Origin of the sequence: Paenibacillus terrae, from assembly GCF_000943545.1 — a bacterium.
Classification (GTDB): domain Bacteria; phylum Bacillota; class Bacilli; order Paenibacillales; family Paenibacillaceae; genus Paenibacillus; species Paenibacillus terrae_A.
Window position 1 is genome coordinate 22622 of the sequence record NZ_JTHP01000010.1, and the last position, 20887, is coordinate 43508.

Sequence of the window (20887 nt, forward strand, 5' to 3'; positions counted from 1 at the left end):
GGCGCCTACGCAAATAATAGTCCGGCCTGCCGTAGATTTTCCGCATCCCGATTCCCCGATAATCCCGAATTACACACTAAACAAGCCTTCTTCTCCACGCAGTTTTGCCAGTGCCTCGACAAAGAAATAATCGCCGTAGATGATGGGAACGTTAATGTATTTTTGCTCGGGATAATGTACAGTTCCATTCATGAGCAGTCCCTCATGATCCTGCTCCCATGCTGTACATGTCTCATGCAAGCCCTTGAGAATGGATTTCGCTGCCGTCGTAAAATGCTCCGCACGCGTCGAATATTTTGCCAGCTCAAGCAGACCACTCGCCGCAATAGCCGCAGCAGACGAATCCCAAGCTTCACGGTGCCCCTCCTCCGCTCTAAAATCCCACACAGGCAGGCAAGCATCGCCCAGTTGGGACAGGAAAAAGTCTGCCGTGTTCTCGGCTACCTTCAAATAACGCGAATCGCGCGTGTACCCGTACGAAAGCGTAAAACCGTACAAAGCCCATGCCGTGCCACGTGCCCAGGCAGAGCCGGGTGCAAATCCCTGTCCGCCGTGCTCGGCGCGTTTTTTTCCAATCTCCGGGTCGAACTCGACCACATGCGCAATCGAACCGTCAGCACGGACAAACTCACGCGCTACGGTATCGGCATGCTGCACAGCCAGAGCGGCAAAACGCGGGTCTCCGCTTTCCTTTGAAGCCCAATAGAGCAGAGGCAGATTCATCATGCTGTCTATAATCGCTACGCCCCGCGTATCCATGTCCTTGGCGTGGAAATTCCAAGCGCGAATAAAACGGCCATTCACGTTAAAACGAGCAGCCAGCAGATTAGCGGCTAACAGCCCACGTCTTCTGGATTCTGGATCTCCAGTCAACCGATGGGCTGCCACACCGCTCAACAGCCAAATAAAGCCAAGATCATGGTCTACGGCTTCACTGTTGTAGAGCACCTTTTCCAGACGTTCCTCGCACTGCTGTGCAATGCTGGCAGCTCCGCTGTCAGGACGTGCCCGATTTACCAGCCACAGCAAACCTGGATAAAAGCCTGCCGTCCACCATTCTTCCTCACGATGATCATAACGTCCACCTTCTGCAACATGTGGAAAGGCGTTCCCCTGTCTTGCCGCCAAGGCAAGCGTTTTATCCAAAGCCAGCTCCCACGATTGTTCCAGCCATGCTTCCGTTTCAGTCATTGCTCTTCACTCTCCCTTTTCCACATGTTAAAAAATCGATTGTTCCGGCCCTTATTTATGCTGGCAAATGAATGATAAAGGAAATACAACTACCCTCGCATTCCAAACGCGCTCCCTTGAGTAATCCATTCCGACAGGCCACAGAAGCCAGTTCTTCTGGCCACACGACATTCGTTCCTTTCGTTGCTGGAATAACTTCCAGACTCGCACCTGCATATTCCACCCGAATGCTTTCCTTTTCTTCACCTGCCGACATGACATGGTGAATGACACTGCGTTCCCGGCCGTCATACGCCATTAAAGGAATAAGTGCCCCCACCGACTGAATATTGCCTTGAAGCTCATACGTCACTTCAATTTTGCCGGGTACCTGCCGATATTGCGTTCGAATTTCCCACACGCCCGGAAACGGACCCTTCCACAACAACGTAAAATCAGTCTCTCCATCAGATGTGGTGCTTTGCTCCATCTGTACCGATCCCCCACCGTCCAACGGATCAATACCTCCATCCCGGTCGAACCCCAGCGTGCCGGGGATGCCTTCCGACAGGCTGTGCCATTTCCCATCCTCCGTTTGCCAGGCCGGGGTATAGCTGAGCGGGAAAATATCCCCTTCCGCAAAGCCTGTAAAGCCGCGGTCTGCATGCCCCGCCGAGGACGGACCGATGAGCGGAGGCAGCGTGGAACGCTGAATACGCACGATGCCGGGAATATTGTACGGGTCATTGACCGATGTCTGCACGAGCATTTGCTGCCCATCTACGGTCGCAATGACTGTCTGGAACCAGCCGTCCGTTTCCAGCACTCGGTTGCCCATTTCCGCCGGAATTGAGCATGGTGAAATGCGCTCCAAATCCGCTCCGTGCAGAAGTGTATAAGCCAGCGCAGCAGCCGTCCACAGACTGTAGCAGGTATGGTTCGAGTACACCTCGAAGCCATGCCGAGTCTCGGACGAATAATGGTTGCGGACGATATGCAGCTTGCCTTCGTCGGTCTGCCAGCGACCAATCGCCTGCCAGCACAGGTCCGCTGCCCGCCGGAATGCCCCTGCCAGCCCGTGCTCGCCCGCTGCAAAAGCCTGCTGCGCATGTGTCGTGAAAACGAGGGCCGCCGCCGCTTCATTCCACTGATGCTGCGCGCTTCTTCCACGCGGCGGAATTTCCCCGTGTGGGGATAACGTCAGCAGTGAGCTGAGCGCTCCTCTGTGAAGATGGTCGCGCAGTTCAGCGGCACACCCGCCATCATATCCCGCCTCCAGCATCACGCCCAGATGAAAGCGTGTGACGATATCGTAGGCAAACGGGCTATTGGGCCGGTCCAGCGGACCATCCTGATACAATCCCAATCCGGTAAATCGAGGCAAATGATAACTACGGATATACGTCTCCATCCATTCCGAATCCGCGGCAATTCCTTCTGCCGCACGCATAAACTCACCGGAAATCATAATCGCGTTCCAGTTGATCATACGATTCGGATTTTTCATTTTGCTCATCGTAAAAATGTAGGTATCTTCCGGTTGAATCTGGCTCAACTGCTGCTTCCATGCTGTGGCCTGCTCTGGCAGCAGGTTTTTGAGCAGTCGATATGCCCCCATCATCATGATCGGAAAAAAGTCCGGATGGTGATCCGGGGCCTTTTCCTCCACCACACACGCTATGCTGTGTGTTAAAGCCGCAGCAGCGGATTCGAGCAAGTCATGCCGACCTTCTTTGACCAGTACCGCCGCTGCCAAAGCATAGGATGGAGTCGAGTAATACCGTTCACTATCAGAATGAGGGTCGATAATGGCCCCATTTTCATCCTGATGCGGAGTATAAGCACGAACCAGCTTTTCCAGCACAGCAAGCTTACGTTGGTGAGTCCAGCCGTCCTCCACTCGATTCAGCCCGATTTCCAACTGTTCATCCAACCGTTCTATAAATTTCTCCAGCTCCGTGTGCCAAGGATACACGCTGCCTGTGTGCAGTTTATTCATTCTGTCAGCCTCCCATTCAAAATGAAGAATGATTTATGGTAAAAAACAGCTCGCAATCCACGCTTGCAGCGCCGCCACAGCGATCCGAGGCCAGCCCTAACGATGTTTTATAAAACACAAACGGTACCCCGTCATGATCCATATGCTGCACAGCCTCTACCTCCAGATGCAGCAACCTGGCATCATAATCCAGCCTGACCAATGTATTCGCTCCCTTCCATTCCACGAAGCCCGTGCCCGTGTAAGGCTGAATACGGCTGATCAAGTTCTCTTGCACATCCCACGGCTGTATGCTCCCGTCCGAAGACGCTACAAACTCAAAATGATCTGTGACGGTAAGCCTCGCCCCCTCGTTCCTCTCCAACACATTCCATGTAAATGAGCGGGTGAACAGCGCCAATTCTTCTACGGGATACGCAGATGTCAAATCCAGCTTAAACCTTGTGTCCATCTGTGCCGCCCCTTGCTCTCCCAAGGCAATATCCAGCACAACTGCCTGTGCCTCCACGCCTGATTGCTGCATGATCCCGTTAATAACAGGCACAGAATGACCACCAGAGGAAATGTTGGTGATCGACTCTCGCCCCGGTGAGAAATAGGCTTTCGTATATAGGCCGGCTCCCAGATCACACAGCAGATTTTCACCACCACCATGAAGGATAAAATGTCCCAGATCATTATGATTGTGCGGTTCGTCGTTATGCCCCCCCTTAGCTGAAAAGGCAAATATAGCGGCCTGTTCAACTGTTGGAGTTCCAGATATACCGTGGTTGTGGCTGTGGCTGCGGCACATCAACCACCCGAGTTGTGGCAAATAATCGACTACAGCCTCACTGTTCCCAAAGGCCAAAGGATCCGTCCAAACCAGATTGCGCAATACATGCGCCCAACGACGGCAAGGGTCCTCCAGTAGACCCGGTATGCGGAAAGGCAGTGTAGACGGTCGTCCCTGCAAAGCATTCAAACGAGAGATGAGTCCGGATGGAAGACGTTCGGTTTCACTGCTGTCCGAATAATTGGCGAAAATGCCTTCCGACAGATGAACCCGCTCCGCAAAGGCTGCTATTTGCCTAATCTTTTCCGAGGTGAGGATATCCACAGTCCCCTCGGTAAACTCACGCAGCATATCGGCAAAATAAATAAAATAACCAAAGCCATACACCCAATAACCGACTCCTTCGGGACAACCACCGTCCTCCCTGTAGCCTGCCAAGAAGCAGTCCAATGAACCGAGCATTTTCTCGATAGCCGTAGCTTTGCGTGGATCGTCTTCTGCCAGCAGCAATGCAGCGATTCCACAACCGGAAGCACATACAGCCGCCCAGTTGTGATCCGCTGTCTCCCATTGAAAATGACGCGGCTCCCAAAATACCGGTTCTAATACACGCCGTTCGATCTCCCAGCGCACCTGAGCGACCACATGGCTATCCAGTTGCTCGCCGAGCAACAGTATGATTTCAGCCAGCGTTTGCGCGGTTTCGGAAGCGAATAAATCCACCTGCTGCCAGGGCGGCGTGACCGTATCCTCTTCCCTGACATGTGCAGGAAGTGCCCATGTATACTCCCTACAGATGTCCAGCAGACCGCGTTCCACCTCTTTGATCCGCCAAGGCTCTGGCTCGGCAACGGCTGCCAGCACGAGGGCAACCAGTCGTCCACGCCGTTCAAAGTACACATCCTCATACGGCTTGCGCTCCCCTGTATTCGCAAACTGCCGGAACAGAGACAACGAAAGCATCGGCCATGGCGTTTCCCGGTTATTCTCACAGACACGCTCAATATCCTTCCAAAGCCCGGCATATATCGGCTCAGAGACAGTTACCCGCAGCCTTTTCGTCCACTCACGCCTTAACTGTTGCCTTGCTACATCCTGCGAGCCGCCAGCCAGCACCGTGACGAGCCGCGAAGCAGGCCAAGCCTCCTTCAGAAGACTCATTTGTATTTCCTCCCCATGAGACACATTCGTTTTCGCCTTCTTTTTTTGTTAACGCTTTCATTGTATCTAACAATCCGCCTAAATTCAAAGGGGTAGAAAACAATATCGTCAAACGCAAAAGAACCTCCACGCCACGTTGTTGTGGTCGCGAAAGTTCTTGTTACGCTATTGCCAAGTTCTGTCCAGATTCGCCTGGATTTATCGTTTCTAGGCTTTGGGCTTTTCTGGTTTCCAGTTTTTAATCCCGTCATCCTCCAGAATACCAAGTGCTGCATCTGAGATATTAGGATCACGTAACAAAGCATCCTCGACTCTGAATTTGATATCATCCGCATCTGCCAGTGTCATTCCCGGTGTGAGCTCGATCAGCCCTTCTACATGATAATAGCGTCCCTCCTGCAAAATACGCATTTGGTAAATATCCGTCACATGCGTATCTGCAAGAATAATGGAAGCCACGTGTTCTTCGATATCAGGGGGAGCAGATACTCCAATCAAGCCCACCATATTGTCGTAGCCAACCCGAAACGCAACGCCTACCATAAGACAACCGATGAGAATACTCGATATCCCGTCCAGCAGTTTAAAATCTGTCAGCGAGGTAACCACAACAGCCAGCAGAGCAAGCACACCACCCGTTGTTGCTACCAAATCCTCATAAAACACCAGACGAGTTGGCGGTGCAGCACGTCCCACATTGCGAAACGCAGAGGTGAAAATGCCGAACCCTTTCGCCTCAACTCTGGATTCATGCAGCACTTCCTTCATCGCTTTGCTCCATACAAAACCGTCAACCACCAGAGACAAAATCAGGACCACCACATTAATCCAAAATCCATGCGTGGATTCAGCCGGATGCTGCAACAAATGGATGCCTTCCAACGCGGTTTCATAGGCCATGATCGTCACGACAATAACAGCGACCATACAAAACAGGTTAATCACCCGTCCAAAGCCAGTAGGAAAGCGCTTTGTCGGCTTTTTCTCTGCCAGCACACTGCCCGCGAATACAAACACCTGGTTCACCGCATCTGCAATCGAATGCATCATGGTGGCAAACATGGAACCGCTGCCTGTCAAGGCAAAAGCAATCCCCTTAATTATCGCAATACCGGTATTACCCAGTGCCGCCGAGCCTGAGGACTTGTTCCCCTTTTTCACCAGACTCCAAAATGAATCTTTTTTCTGCTGCTCATTCATCCTGTAGCTTTCCTCCTGAGGTATACATAATCTGATATCGCCACATTATGTAATCTTTTGTTATGTATTATTTTTAACCCGTCCATATTTTACCTAACCATTCGGGGAGAAGCAATACAAACAGCGATTTAAATGCCATAAAAAAAGAATGCTCCACGTCATCCTGTGACGCGAAGCATTCCCTGTTCCCCCCTCTGTGATACATTGCATCAGGTTAAGAACACGGATAACCTGATTACCAGCTGGCTTTCGTAACGCCTGGGATTTGGCCTTTATGAGCCAGCTCGCGGAACGCGATACGGGACAGCTTGAATTTGCGCAGGTATCCTCTCGGTCTGCCTGTCAGCTCGCAACGACTTTTCAGGCGAGTCGGGGAAGAATCACGCGGAAGCTTTTGCAATGCTTCGTAGTCCCCTTTTGCTTTCAGTTCACGTCTCAAATCTGCATATTTAGCTACAATTTCCTGACGTTTCTTCTCTTTAACTACTTTCGACTTCTTAGCCATGTAAAGCTCCTCCTTGTGATATATGCCAATCATGAAGGCTCTCCACGCCTACCACTGGATGGACGAACACGGAAATGGACATGATTTTCTTCTAAATAGTAATCGTTACGATTAATATTTAATATAATGCTATTTTAGGTGGGTTGTCAACCCAAGGGGCTTGGATCACAACATTATTAAAAAGCCGCTGAAACAACAGAACCGATTCATTGTGATTGAACGGTCTGCCGTTTCAACGGCTTCAAAATTTACTGGCTTAGTTCTGTTCATTCAGCCAAATGGCAAGCCACCCAGTGATCTGGACGAGCCTCACGATAGAGTGGAATTTCTTTGGAGCAGCGGTCAATAGCAAAGGGACAGCGAGTATGGAATTTGCAGCCGGAAGGTGGATTAACCGGACTTGGGATATCCCCTTTGAGCAAAATCCGCTCTCTTTTCAGCTTCGGCACCGGGATCGGTACAGCCGACAGCAGCGCCTTCGTATACGGATGAAGCGGATTCCCGAACAGCTCGTTACGCGAAGCCGTTTCGACCATGGAGCCTAGATACATCACTCCTATGCGAGAACACAGATGCTCCACCACGCTCAAATCATGCGAGATGAACAAATACGTCAGCCCCCGCTCGGCCTGCAACTTGGAGAACAGGTTAATAATCTGCGCCTGAATGGACACGTCCAGCGCTGATACCGGCTCATCTGCGATGATCAGATCCGGCTGGAGCGCCAGCGCCCGGGCAATGCCTATCCGTTGGCGCTGACCACCCGAAAATTCGTGTGGAAAACGGTCGATATGATACTCCGACAATCCGCACAGCTTGAGCACATCCAGCACAATGGACCGGACCTCCTCCTTCGTCGCCAGACCGTGGTCAAGCAGCGCCTCACCAATGGCATCTCCGATCCGCACGCGCGGATTCAGCGAGCTATATGGGTCCTGGAAGATTAGCTGAATTTTGGGTCGAAGCTCCTGCATTCCTTTGGCGGACAGGCTATGCAGGTCCACTCCTTTGTATTTAATGGTACCGTCCGTCTTGTCCGTCAATCTGACAATCGTGCGGCCTACCGTGCTTTTGCCGCTGCCCGATTCGCCCACCAGACCGAAGGTTTCCCCCTGACGGATCGTAAAGCTGATATCGTCCACCGCCCGCACATACCCCGTTGTACGGTTCATAAACCCGGACTTGACCGGAAAATACGTTTTTAAGCGGTCGATTTCCAGCAATGGCTCAGCCATGAACAACCGCCTCCTCATATAACCAGCAGGATGCCTTCTGCTGTGCTGAAACTTCTTTTAATACAGGCTCCTTCACTCGGCAAATGTCCATACAATGCCCGCAGCGGTCATGAAAATAGCAGGATGTTGTCAGCTCCAGTGGATTAGGCACTTGTCCAGGGATGGAGTACAGTTCCTTTTGACGCTGATTGAGCACCGGCTTGGATTTTAGCAATCCTTGCGTGTAAGGATGCTTGGGATGATTAAATAGCTGTACCACTTCGCCTTCCTCGACAATCTTGCCTGCGTACATCACAATGACGTAATCTGCCATTTCCGCAACAACGCCCAGATCATGGGTGATCAGCATCAGCGACATATTGGATTGCGCCTTGAATTCACGCAGCATGTCGAGAATTTGCGCCTGTATCGTTACGTCCAGCGCCGTAGTCGGCTCATCAGCAATGAGCAGCTTGGGTCCGCAGGAAACGGCAATGGCAATCATGATGCGCTGTAGCATTCCACCGCTCAGCTCATGCGGATAGCTTTTCATAATCTGCTCAGGTCGGGAAATTCCTACCTGTGCGATTAGCTCCAGCGCCCGCTTGTGCGCTTCCTTGCGGCCTATTTTCAAATGCTCGACTAGCGGCTCGGATAACTGTTCCCCAATGGTCATGACCGGATTCAGCGAGGACATCGGCTCCTGAAAAATCATGGATATCTCATGACCGCGAATCGTGCGCATCTCATTTCTGCTAAGCCCCAGCAGATCGGTATCCTCAAAACGAATACTTCCGCCTGCCACTTTACCGCCGGGGCTCTGGATCAGGCCCATGATTGACATCGCAGTGATGCTTTTGCCACAGCCTGATTCGCCGACAATACATACCGTCTCCCCCGACTTCACACGGAAGCTGACATCATCCACAGCCTTGACCGTGCCTTCTTCTGTATAAAAATGAGTGCTTAAATGCTCAATCGAAAGTACATTGTTCATGGTGTATGATCACCTACCTCTTATGTTTCGGGTCAAGTACGTCCCGCAGTCCGTCACCAAAAATATTAATGGCGATGACCGTAGCAAAAATGGAAAGACCAGGCGGTATCCACATCCACGGACGCTGCTGAAAATCCAGCACATTGTTGGCCGCATCAATCATGTTGCCCCAAGTCGGTGTTGTAGGTAGCACGCCAAGGCCGAAGAAGCTAAGTACAGATTCACTCAGGATAGCTCCGCCAATGTTCAAAGTGGCGATAACAATCAGTAGTGGCATAATATTAGGAAATAGATGCTTGAACAGCTTGCGTCGATTCGACAGTCCCAGCACTGTTGCAGCCTGCATAAATTCACGCTCCCGCAAACTAAGCATCTGACCTCTCACCATCCGCGCGATCCCTGGCCAATTGACCAGACTGAGCATCAGCATGACGATATACATACGTTGATCCGGGGGTACCTTCCAGTCGGACAGTAGCGCGCCCATAATGAACAGCAGCGGCAAACTCGGAACGGTCAGCAGCAAATCAGCGATACGCATAATGATCTGATCCGCAATCCCGCGAAAATACGCCGATATGACGCCCAGTGTAGCTCCCAAAAAGACAGACAACACCATAGATGCCAATCCCACGGTGAGGGAAATTTGGCCTGCCTGCATCACACGGGTCAGCACATCCCGTCCCAGTTTGTCCGTTCCCAGCCAGTGATGGATGTTCGGTGCCTTGTTCATCATCAATATATTCGTTTTGTTATCAGCATAGGGAGAAAATAAAGGACCGATAAAACAAAGTAAAAACATAAATACAACGACGAGCAGCCCGGCCATAGCCAGCTTGTTTCTGAACAGCTGCCGCAGCGCCTGCCGCCACATTGAAGATTTTGCAGCTATTCGCAGTCTGCCGCTGCTTTTACTCAAATTACTGCTAACGGATGACATTCCATAGCCCCCTCCTTACACCTTCACACGCGGGTCCGCGATACGATACAGAATATCGGACAGCAGCGTCCCAATGACGCTCAAGATGGCAATCAGCATCGTAAAGCCCATGAGCAGAGGGTAATCCCGAAGCGAAAAGGATAGCATGTACAGCTGACCAATTCCCGGCCAGTTGAAAATCTTTTCAATAATAAGCGATCCGCCAAACAATGCAGGCAATTCGAAGCCAATCAGCGTAATTGCAGGTAGTAACGCATTTCTCAATGCGTGCGTAAAGAGTACCTTTCTTTCCTTTAAGCCCTTCGCGCGGGCCGTACGGATATAGTCTTGCTGGATCACATCGATCATATTGCTCCGGAAGTAACGGGTCAGTGAACCCAGTCCCAGCAGCGTCATGACGGTCACCGGCAGGATCATATGCTGAAGGACCTCCTTCACATACTCCATACCCGTAGCATTACTGCCTGTATTGAGCATACCGCCCGGTGGCAGCCATTTGAGATCGACCGCTGCAACTTTGATCAGATACAGCCCGATAAAAAAAGATGGAACAGACATCGCGGCAAAAATCACCACCATGACGAGGGTATCGAACCACGAATACTGCTTATAAGCAGCAACCACACCAATAATGACGGCAATTACCCACGTCAGGAAGGTCGATACAATCGCCAGTAAAAACGAGTTCCAGATATATTCATTAAACAAGGTCAGCACTGGCTTTTGCTGGGCAAGTGAATAACCAAAATTGCCATGCAGCGCATTCCACAGCCAGCTTCCGTAGCGTTCCAGAATGGGCTTGTTCAGTCCGTATATTTCCCTCAGCTCCGCCTTCCTCTCTGGCGACAGCTTGAGATCGCCGCTGATGAAATCCCCCGGTGTCATGGCGTACAGAAAAAAAATCATCATCGAAGCGGCCAATAAAATAATGATCATATACGTCAGTCTTTTCGTTAAAAACGAGCTCATGACAGACTCCTTTCATTTCACCCCATTTGGGAGGCCCCTTGATCGGAACCTGACGATTCTTCACAAGGGGCCCGCAAGCATGGCTTTATTTAAGGGACCATTCAAACAGATTGCCGGACAAGCCAATGAACGGACTTACCTTTACATGTTCCATACGGCCATTGTAGGCATATACTGTTTTCTTATAGTTTGTGAAAATGACGGGCAGCTCATCGTTAAGCAACAAGTACAGTTCTTTATATATTTTCTTACGTTCCTCAATATTCGTCGTGGATAAGCCTTTTTCATACAGCTCTTTTACCTTCGAATTGTTATACCCCTTGATTTCCCCATCGACGAATTGCTCGATTCCATCAGATGGGTCAGTCAGCATCGGAGTGGAGAAGGAAGCCATATCGTAATCCTTACCATCTACCTTGGCGACCATCGCATTAAAGTCTGCAAAAATTTCCGGTTGGAAATCAACGCCAATCTCCTTGTAATTTTCAGCCGCGAGTGCAATAAATGTGTCTGTTTCCGGGCGTTTGGAGGTCAGCATGTGAATGGTCAGCTTCTGACCATTTTTCTCACGGATACCGTCACTGCCTGCTACCCAGCCCGCCTCATCCAGCAGCTTTTTCGCTTTTTCCGGGTCATAATTGTACGGGTTTACCCCGTCTGTCGTATAGGACCAGGAAATGGGAGAAGACGGAATGTTAGCCACCGCTCCTGCTCCCTGCGCTGCATCTACATAAATGGTTTTGCGATCAAGACCATAAGTTAGCGCCTGACGAACCTTCTTATCCTTAAGCTTTTCATTTTCCAGATTTAATTGAATATATCCGTAAGTGCTTGGGGTATAAGGCAAAATGTTTAAAAAGCCAAGCCCTTTCAGTTTATCAATGTTCTCCTGAGTCGCGGTGAATTGGGCAAAATCAGTATCGCCCGTCTCAATAAACTGCCAAGCATCGCCTTCCGCCGTTTTGTAGATAAAATGCTGTGTTTTCGGTTTGCCTTTGAAGAAGTTATCATTGGCTTCCAGACGGACCTCTTGCCCCGGAATGAACTTTTCCAGCTTGTAAGCGCCGTTACCCAAAGGACTACCATGCAGGTTTTTAAAGTAATCCAGTTGTCCAAACTTGTAATCCTTGCCGTAGTAAGCTTTGGACAAGACATCGGAGCCCAGAGTTGTCAACGCCAGAGCGTTCGGCTTCTCCAGCGTTACCGAGATCGTTTGCGGATCAATGACCTTGATCCCGTCAATTTGTTTCGCTTTGCCCTCGGTATAGGCCTTGCCGCCTTTGATGTTCAGCTTGCGGATGGGGCTGTCTCCGGCATAGGCTTTGTCATAAATCAGCGTCCATGTAAAAGCCACATCCGCTGCCGTCAGAGGGGAACCGTCGCTGAATTTCGTATCGGGAACCAAATGAAACGTGTACGTCAGATTATCCTTGGAGATATCCCAGCTCTTAGCAAGATTCGGCAGCGGAAGCCCCCTCTCATCTACCGTAACCAGTGGAGTCCACAACTGCGAAATCACGTTGCCATCATAGCCACTTTGGTTGAAATAGGGAGTGAACACCCCTGCCGGGTCGGTCAGACCGACAATAATCGTGTCGTTTCTCTTTTTGGACACATCCGGCAGCTTGGTCAAATCCGATGCTTCTACCAGACTTGTCAAAGGCTGTGCAGTAGCAGCCGTCTGTGCAGCATCATTACCCTGCGGAGTAGCGCTGTTAGCACTGTCCGATCCACCGCTAGAGCAAGCCGCTAATAAGGTTGAACTTAATAGTAGTAAACTGCTTAGTAGAATGATTCCTTTTTTCAAAATAATCCCCCCGCGTTAATTAGTTAAATTCCGATCAAACAAGTTGTAATTAGTAAGATAAATCTCATTATAGGAATCTAATACGGTTCTGTAAAGGGAGAACTCGATTTTTTTTGGTTTTAGACAAAAAAAACGCCGGATCATCTGGATTCCATCTCCAGGTGACCGACGTCTATTCGTTTAAAGTATTAAAGTCTATGGGTACGCCGCAGCTTAATTACGCTCCATATAGCCGAGGATGCTGCTATGCATTTCATTCACAGCCGAAAGCCGTGCGCTGTAGCCGAGCAATGTTTCGCCATCAAAATGAGCATGGATGAAACCAGAGGCACGAAGCTTGAAAATATGATCGTGCGTGATGCCCTTCGATAGCTGAAGGTGACGGACAATTTCAATAAAGGTGCGCGGTGTCTCGCTTTGGTACAAATATTTTAAAATCTTAAGCCTGCTTTTCTCCCCCAAGCTCCGGATCATTCGGTATTCCTGTGGGGATAAAAAGTCGTCCTCCTGAAAATAAATGCCCGCCGAATAATGACACAGCAGAAGCGATCCAAACCGATAAATGATATTAAGCGGCTGAAAATGGTATTGCGGTACCAGCAGTACCCGCGTCAGCCCATCGGAAGGCTCAAACCGGAAGCCATTGGTTATACGATCCACCCATTCCATAGTGCTATAGGCATCCTTCTCCTTGTTTCTCCGCTCGGCTTCCTGTTCCAGCCCAATCAGAATGTTAGCGTCCGCATAGCGAAAGTATTCCTCATACCAACCAGATAGCAACCGTAAAGCAAGACTGCGAAGCTTCTCCATATCTTCAGGCAACGGAATACCGTAGGCTAATGCCTGTTCATTTAGCTCCAGCGCTGTCCGGCTCTCCAGACGATCTACAACCTCTTCAATGCCCCCTTCATCGGAAAGCATACAGACGATCCCGTATATGACCTTCCAATCTGCATTGATTTCCATAGATCCCAGCAGCCCGGACAGATCTGGGGACAGCTTGTCACGCACCTGCTCGGCCCACGCGGATGACAAATCCGTCTTCTTGTATGCCTTGCGGCAAATAAAGGTATGCAAACTGCTCAGCAGTTCAAACACCGGTCCAAATCCCATATGTACATCGTAAGGGGCTTTCACGTCGTAGGTCATCGCTTTCCGTCCTCTTTTCATTCATGTCTGACGTTCATTATACATATTATTGTACATCCGTTCATTCCCAGTGATCCTTGCATACAAATATGAACGAAACAAGCGCCATAATCAAGATACAAAAAAAGCCTGATAGGATCAGACTCCAGTTGTTCCAGCTATGAATTAAAAAAAGGCTGTCTCCCGCAATATCGCAAGAGACAACCTTATTTAGCATAAGCTGAACTTTATTGAGCTATTTATTGATAGCTGCTACTTTCCACTCCAGAATTCCGGTAGATGCGGAACCCATGGATACCATTTCAATTCTTAATTTCGTTGTTTTTACAGGAGCAAAAGTGGTCGCATTATACTGATCTGCCGCAGTACCCAATCCTTTGGCCTGCTTGACATTAGACCAGCCTTGACCATTCCAGTACTTAATCTTGTAAGACTTAGGCACATCTATGCCAGCGCCATCCTTAAACCAATAGACATCCGTTTGAGATACCGTATGTTCTTGATCAAAATCATATTGAACCCATTGTGTTCCCGTTTCAGGCCAGTTGCCATACACGGCATGACTTCTATCGTTGGAATTGGCAGGTTCAAAGCCATCGTTTAGTGCACTCACATTTTCCCAAGATGAAGTATAAGAGCTGCTAGCTATTGCAGCAGGCCCAATGTTTACGATTTCATTAGGATCTGTTTCAATTGGACCCTCGTCGTCTTTAGTCGTGGTTGGGAAACGAGACGTATCCTTTTTGATCTGACTCCAGGTATATCGCAGCATCCAAATATCCCAGTCGGTGATATGATCGGAATCACCAGCCCACATAATGGTGTTGGTTGGGAAGCCACCCGGTGGACGCTCGTGTTCTTCATAGAAATCATTTAATCCAAAGCTATGTCCCATCTCATGTTCGGTAATCTCAATCTCATCAGCGTTCACTGTGCTCAGAACGTATTCATCATTCATACGCTGTCCCCAGTCGCCGCCGGCTCCCCCGCCGAAATTTTCTGTAGCCCAAAGATACATATCAAAGCGTTTATCCAATCCACCCGGATACGAATAGTTGGGGTCTGAAAAATGCTCAAATCTGGATATTTCATTAGGCGCAACGGGAAGTGCAGCAGGAATTTCCGGTTGTTCTGAAGCTAATCCATCTACAATTGTATCCGTATAAACAACCTCATCAGGTTGCTTGTCCAGCAGCAGTGAAGGATCGGCCACAGCCCAGCCTACCACTTTCACTTTAATATTCTTATAGGGCCAGCCATCATATCCCTGGAGATGCTCCGTCCAATGGTTCATCTGACGACCTAGCATTCTGGCAATATCTTGACGCTGTTGAAGCGTAACTGGCTTAGAAGATTGCCAGCGCACTACATAATTTAGAGTTCCTTTTCCCGCGAAAATTTGATCAAAAATCAAATTTTTGCGGTTAGTCGAGCCTTCGGTCAGCATTCTATTCTTCCAAACCCACTCCACCGATGATTTGAGATAAGCTGGCATGTCCGCCAATGTCGTATTACTTGTTGCCGCAACCACGGCACTCCCATTCATATGCGCATCCGCTGATACAAAACTAGCATTTCCCATCAGTAATGAACTAGCAATCACCACAGAAAAAGAAGCCGCCATCATTCCTTTTTTCTTCAACATTCGTTTCCCCTCCATAATTAATTCAAAATATTACTTATTGATTAGCTGCTACTTTCCACTCTAAAATTCCCGTGGATGCAGAACCTTTGGATACCATTTCAATTCTTAATTTCGTTGTTTTTACAGGCGTAAAAGTGGTGGTATTATATTGATCTGCCGCAGTACCCAATCCTTTGGCCTGCTTGACATTAGACCAGCCTTGACCGTTCCAATACTTAATCTTGTAAGACTTGGGAACATCGATGCCGGAGCCATCCTTGAACCAATATATATCCGTTTGAGATACCGTATGTTCTTGATCAAAATCATATTGAACCCATTGTGTTCCCACCTCAGGCCAGTTTCCGTACACAGCATGACTTCGGTCATTGGAGCTGGTTGGATCAAAGCCGTCATTGAGTGCGCTCACATTTTCCCAAGGTGAAGTATAAGAAGTGCTGGCCGTTGCAGCAGGCCCAATGTTCACGATTTCATCGGGTGATGTTTCGATAGGACCCTCGTCACCTTTAGTCGTGTTTGGGAAACGAGACGTATCTTTTTTGAGCTGACTCCAGGTATACCGCAGCATCCAAATATCCCAGTCGGTGATATGATCGGAATCACCAGCCCACATAATGGTGTTCGTTGGGAAGCCACCCGGTGGACGCTCGTGTTCTTCATAAAAATCAGTTAAGCCAAAACCATGTCCAATTTCATGTTCCGTGATTTCGATCTCATCCAAATTCAATGTGCTAAAAAGGTAATCATCATTCACACGTTGACCCCAATCCTGACCGGTTCCTCCTACAAAATTTTCGGTAACCCACAAATACATATCAAAGCGTTTATCATATCCACCAGGATAAGAATAGCGCGGATCCCAATAATGCTCATATCTGGACAAAGCTTCAGGCGCAACCGGGAGTACAGCAGGAATTTCCGGTTTTTCGGAAGCTAACTCGTCTGTAATCGTATCCGTATAAACGACCTCGTCAGGTTGCTTGTCCAGTAATAGTGAAGGATCAGCAACGGCCCAGCCTACTACTTTTACTTTAATATCCTGATAGGGCCAGCCATCATATCCTTTGAGGTGCTCCGTCCAATGATTCATCTGACGACCTAGCATTCTGGCAATATCCTGGCGTTGCTGTAGTGTAACCGGCTTAGAAGATTGCCAACGCACAACATAATTAAGAGTCCCTTTTCCCGCATCAATTTGATCAAAAATCGTGTTGTTACGAGCCGTCGAGCCTTCGGTCAACATTCTATTCTTCCAAACCCATTCCACAGATGATTTGAGATAAGCAGGCATATCAGCCAATGTCGAATCACCCGTTGCTGCAACCGCTACACTCTCATTTTCTGAAGAAGCCGCAGACATGATCGTAGCATTTCCCATCAGCAATGAACTGGCGATCACCGCTGAAAAAGAAGCCATCATCATGCCTTTTCTATTCAACATACATATACCTCCATAACTCTTTAATATGATTACGGTAGTTTTCCTGAAACGATTAATTCAATCACCTCTTTTTCGTGTTTCAGCATTTTGCATAATTCGATCCTTAACGCTCGAAAGTACAATATATAGACGAACTAAACCGTTTCGATCTATATATTGCTGATTTGAAATCGCTCTTGGGATTTATGAAAAATGCTCGTTTATGTATTGATCTATGAGATCAACGATAATCTATCAATCCTCCTTGTCGTTTTTTGTAAATAATCACAAATCATATTATCACTGGATTATTGCATCGTCAATATTTTCCTTAATGAATTAAATTAGGTATTTTGAGATCATATTGGAACGAAGTCGCCCCTTCATGTGCAAAAAACTGGTATTTTGTGAAATGAAAAAACCGCTTCTCCACTAAAATCAATTCCATCACAGAATTTGATTTTGGAAGAAACGGTCCTATTCATCAGCTTTTTCACACTATTCTACGTATCTTTTATCGGGTAGGAAAACGAGAGGTATCCTTCTTGACCTGGCTCCAGGTATACCGCAACATCCAGGTATCCCACTCTGTTATCTTGGAAGAATTTCCGGCCCACATAATGGTTGGTGTAGGGAATCCACCAGGCGGACGATCAGTTTCTTCATAGAAATCAGGTAAGCCAAATCCATGCCCCATCTCATGCTCCGTAATATGAACTTCATCAGAGTTCAGAGTGCTCAGGATATAATCATCGGGCATACGTTGTCCCCAGTCACCACCGGCTCCACCACTGAAATTAGCTGTTCCCCATAAATACATATCAAACCGCTTGTCCAATCCACCGGGATAAGCATAGTTTGGATCTGTAAAATGCTCAAATCTGGAAAGCGTGTCAGGAGCAACTGGAAGTTTAGCAGGGATATTCGGGTTCGTTTTGCTTAAATCATCTGTAATCGTGTCGGTGTAAACGATTTCACTTGATTGTTTGCTAAGAATCTGAGACGGATTTGCAACGGCCCAGCCTACTATTTTTACAGTAATATTGTCATAAGGCCAGCCATCATACCCTTTCAACTGCTTATTCCAGTTATTGACTTGACGACTCAGCATGGAAGCCATATCTTTACGCTGTTGAAGTGTGATATTTTTGGGAGATTGCCAGCGAACTACATAATTCAGCGTTCCCTTTCCTGCATATATTTGATCAAAAATCAAATTTTTACGGTTGGTCGAGCCTTCTTTGACGATTCTATTCTTCCAAACCCATTCTACGGATGACTTAAATTTTGCAGGTATATCCGTAGCAGCCAAGCTTATACTTGTGGACTCAATATCGGAAACGCTTTCAATATTAGAGGCCGCTGAACCCACATTAGCCCCGCCAACCAGTAAAGAAGCGGCCACTACCAATGAAAAAGAAGCCATGATCATTCCTTTTTTCTTCGGCATTTCTTTAACCTCCATATCATTTTATTTGATTATTGTATTCATAAAATGGCAATCGAAATCTCTTATCTCTCCCCCTTTCTTTTGTTTTGAAAAAAATTACAATTTTATATTATCATTAGGATGATATACCGTCAATATTTTCCTTTATCCTTTATAAAAAGATAATTCTATTGATTGTTTGACAAATTAAAAACCCCTTCTCTACATAAGAAGGGGTCTAGCATTGAAAGAGTAGACTCACATCTCTACTCTATGGATACTAATGACGATTCTGCCAGTGAAGCCAGCAGCTTCGCCGTTCCCGGCAACGCGCGTTCGTCCAGATCGAAGGCTGGATGATGCCATTCCTGACTCCCCGAAGTGCCGACAAAGACGAACACACCGGGGATGCTCTTCTGATAAAGCCCGAAATCCTCGCTCGCCGAGGAAGGTACGGGGCGAACAACCTCCAGACCAGTCGCTTGGGCCGCCTGCTCCGCGATGACGGCAAGTTTGCCGTCATTCAGTACAGGTGGCGGTCCTTCGATCCAGCGGATATTCGCTTTTGTGCCAAAAGCATCGGCCACGCCCCTTACGACCTGCTCGAAGCGTTCAGCCACCTGTGCGCGCACGTTCTCATCGAACGTCCGGATCGTGCCGTCCAGATGGGCACGGTCTGGAATGATGTTCCAGGCGTTGCCGCTGTGCAGCTTCGTCACGCTAATCACCGCGCTGTCCAGCGGGTTGACGCTCCGGCTTACGATGGATTGCAGCGCCGTGATAATGTGCGACGACACGACGATGGGGTCAATCCCTGCTTGCGGCACCGCCGCATGCGTGCTCAGGCCCTCTACCTCGATGTAAAAGCCGTCTGCCGCCGCCATCAGCGGGCCTTCCTTAATGCCGACCGTGCCTACAGGCAGGTCCGGCTTGTTATGCAGGCCGAATATGGCCTGCACGCCTGTCAGCGCACCGCTGTCCAGCACTTGGGCTGCGCCCTTGGCCTTTTCCTCCGCTGGCTGAAACACCAGGCGAACCGTGCCTTTCAGCTCCTGCTCCCGCTCTTTTAACAATACGGCAGCTCCAAAGAGGGACGCCGTATGAAAATCATGTCCGCAGGCATGCATTTTGCCCGGATGCAGCGAAGTATAGGACAAGCCCGTCTCCTCCTGAATCGGCAAGGCATCAATGTCCGCGCGAAGCGCTACAATCGGCCCCTCCTGCTGCCCGCCGATTTCCGCTACCAGCCCGGTGCGCAGCGGCACATCCAGGATGGTTATGTTCTGTTCTTCCAGCAGACGGCGGATATAGGCTGTAGTTTCAACCTCCTCGTTAGACAGCTCGGGATTTCGGTGAAGATGGCGACGAATGTCCACCAGCTTCTGCTCCAAAACCTGCTCCTTTGTCCCGGTTGATCCACTCATCCCTATTCCTCCTTCGTAAATCCAAAATGGTTACAACTTTCTCAAGCCAACAACACCTAGGACTGTACAGGCAGACCAGCAAAAGCTTCATGCAGCAGCTCAAATGAGCGGACGCGCTTTCCGATATCCCGTATTCCTGTCGTTACGATCAGCTCATCAGCCTGATATTTAGCTTGAATTTCCGTCAAAGTAGCATAGATTTCCTCTTTATTTCCCTTGTTGATTTGCGCCTGTGTAACTTCAATTGTATATTCTTCACCCGATTGCTTACCGAACTCCTCTGCACTTTCCAGCGTGCCCACCGTAGCCGTTTTGCCACTGGCCAGATGAATTTTGTACAGCTTGTGCTCACCTGCCAACTCCGCAGCTTCCTCGGAAGTATCCGCTACGATGACCGCAAGTGCAAAAAGAGCCTTCGGCTCACGTCCATGACTATAGTCAAAGGACTCCCGATACGTGCGGAATGCATCCAGTGCAACCTGTTCGTTACTGTTGATAAATTGCGAGAAGACGTAGGGCAACCCCGAACGTGCAGCAATTCCAGCACTGTCTGCACTCGTACCCAAAACATAAATATCCGCTGGTGTTTCTGGAATCGGATTAGCCTGTAGCCCTGCTAGCGGTCCCTCTTCGGACGGAATATTATGAATATAACGGCTCACTTCATCAATCTTTTCTTCAAGAGAAGGTGCATCATGCACGTCGCGTTGTAACGCCTGTGTGGATTTCGGTAAACCGCCCGGCGCACGTCCAATGCCCAAATCTACGCGACCTGGTGCAAGAGACGCCAGCACATTGAAATTTTCCGCCACTTTATATGGACTATAATGCTGAAGCATCACTCCGCCAGAGCCGATTTTAATGCGCTCGGTGCGTGCCAGCAAATGAGAAATGAGTACCTCCGGCGAAGAGCCTGCAACCTGCTCGGAATCGTGATGCTCCGATACCCAAAAGCGTGAAAAACCCAGCTCATCTATACGCTTCGCCAGCTTAATCGTGTTACGCAGAGCCTGTGCCGCCGTTTCCTCCTCATGTATAGGGCTTTGATCCAATACTCCGATTTTAATACTCATGTCTCCCTCT

At 48.8% G+C, this 20887-nt stretch carries 16 protein-coding genes; all 16 read right to left on the bottom strand.

What is annotated here, in order from left to right:
• Window positions 1-69: 69 nt before the first annotated feature.
• Window positions 70-1191 carry a glycoside hydrolase family 88 protein gene (locus tag QD47_RS07445; protein ID WP_044645530.1) on the bottom strand — a complete coding sequence of 374 codons (1122 nt, stop codon included), beginning with the start codon at window positions 1189-1191 and terminating at the stop codon, window positions 70-72.
• Window positions 1192-1246: 55 nt separating this feature from the next.
• Entirely contained in the window at window positions 1247-3169 is a 1923-nt protein-coding gene (locus QD47_RS07450; RefSeq protein ID WP_044645531.1) for a hypothetical protein, read from the bottom strand.
• A 16-nt stretch (window positions 3170-3185) separates the two neighbouring features.
• A complete protein-coding gene (locus QD47_RS07455) occupies window positions 3186-5105 on the bottom strand; it encodes a heparinase II/III family protein (protein WP_044645532.1) in 1920 nt (639 codons plus the stop codon).
• 207 nt (window positions 5106-5312) lie between these two features.
• Window positions 5313-6305: a cation diffusion facilitator family transporter gene (locus QD47_RS07460; RefSeq protein WP_044645533.1), complete on the bottom strand. Its 993-nt coding sequence runs from the start codon at window positions 6303-6305 to the stop codon at window positions 5313-5315.
• Between the two features lie 235 nt (window positions 6306-6540).
• Window positions 6541-6810 carry a 30S ribosomal protein S14 gene (gene rpsN / locus QD47_RS07465; protein ID WP_044645534.1) on the bottom strand — a complete coding sequence of 90 codons (270 nt, stop codon included), beginning with the start codon at window positions 6808-6810 and terminating at the stop codon, window positions 6541-6543.
• 266 nt (window positions 6811-7076) lie between these two features.
• Complete coding sequence (locus tag QD47_RS07470) at window positions 7077-8045, bottom strand: ABC transporter ATP-binding protein (RefSeq protein WP_044645535.1); 969 nt, start codon at window positions 8043-8045, stop codon at window positions 7077-7079.
• Window positions 8038-9021, bottom strand: coding sequence for an ABC transporter ATP-binding protein (locus tag QD47_RS07475; protein ID WP_044645536.1), 984 nt, complete (start codon window positions 9019-9021; stop codon window positions 8038-8040). The genes QD47_RS07470 and QD47_RS07475 overlap by 8 nt, the downstream gene beginning before the upstream one ends.
• Before the next feature lie 13 nt (window positions 9022-9034).
• Window positions 9035-9961 carry an oligopeptide ABC transporter permease gene (gene opp4C / locus QD47_RS07480; protein ID WP_044645537.1) on the bottom strand — a complete coding sequence of 309 codons (927 nt, stop codon included), beginning with the start codon at window positions 9959-9961 and terminating at the stop codon, window positions 9035-9037.
• Between the two features lie 15 nt (window positions 9962-9976).
• Window positions 9977-10930 (bottom strand): ABC transporter permease, encoded by a 954-nt coding sequence (locus QD47_RS07485; protein WP_044645538.1) that lies wholly within the window; start codon window positions 10928-10930, stop codon window positions 9977-9979.
• 85 nt (window positions 10931-11015) lie between these two features.
• Window positions 11016-12737: an ABC transporter substrate-binding protein gene (locus QD47_RS07490; protein WP_200893396.1), complete on the bottom strand. Its 1722-nt coding sequence runs from the start codon at window positions 12735-12737 to the stop codon at window positions 11016-11018.
• A gap of 213 nt (window positions 12738-12950) precedes the next feature.
• Complete coding sequence (locus QD47_RS07495) at window positions 12951-13886, bottom strand: ArsR family transcriptional regulator (RefSeq protein WP_044645540.1); 936 nt, start codon at window positions 13884-13886, stop codon at window positions 12951-12953.
• A 235-nt stretch (window positions 13887-14121) separates the two neighbouring features.
• Window positions 14122-15531, bottom strand: a complete 1410-nt coding sequence (locus QD47_RS07500) for a discoidin domain-containing protein (protein WP_044645541.1) — start codon at window positions 15529-15531, stop codon at window positions 14122-14124.
• A gap of 34 nt (window positions 15532-15565) precedes the next feature.
• Window positions 15566-16972: a discoidin domain-containing protein gene (locus tag QD47_RS07505; RefSeq protein ID WP_044645542.1), complete on the bottom strand. Its 1407-nt coding sequence runs from the start codon at window positions 16970-16972 to the stop codon at window positions 15566-15568.
• 493 nt (window positions 16973-17465) lie between these two features.
• Window positions 17466-18401, bottom strand: coding sequence for a dockerin (locus QD47_RS07510; protein ID WP_044645543.1), 936 nt, complete (start codon window positions 18399-18401; stop codon window positions 17466-17468).
• Between the two features lie 245 nt (window positions 18402-18646).
• Window positions 18647-19804, bottom strand: a complete 1158-nt coding sequence (locus QD47_RS07515) for an amidohydrolase (RefSeq protein WP_044645544.1) — start codon at window positions 19802-19804, stop codon at window positions 18647-18649.
• Window positions 19805-19860: 56 nt separating this feature from the next.
• Window positions 19861-20877, bottom strand: a complete 1017-nt coding sequence (locus QD47_RS07520) for an LLM class flavin-dependent oxidoreductase (RefSeq protein WP_044645545.1) — start codon at window positions 20875-20877, stop codon at window positions 19861-19863.
• Between the last annotated feature and the right edge of the window lie 10 nt (window positions 20878-20887).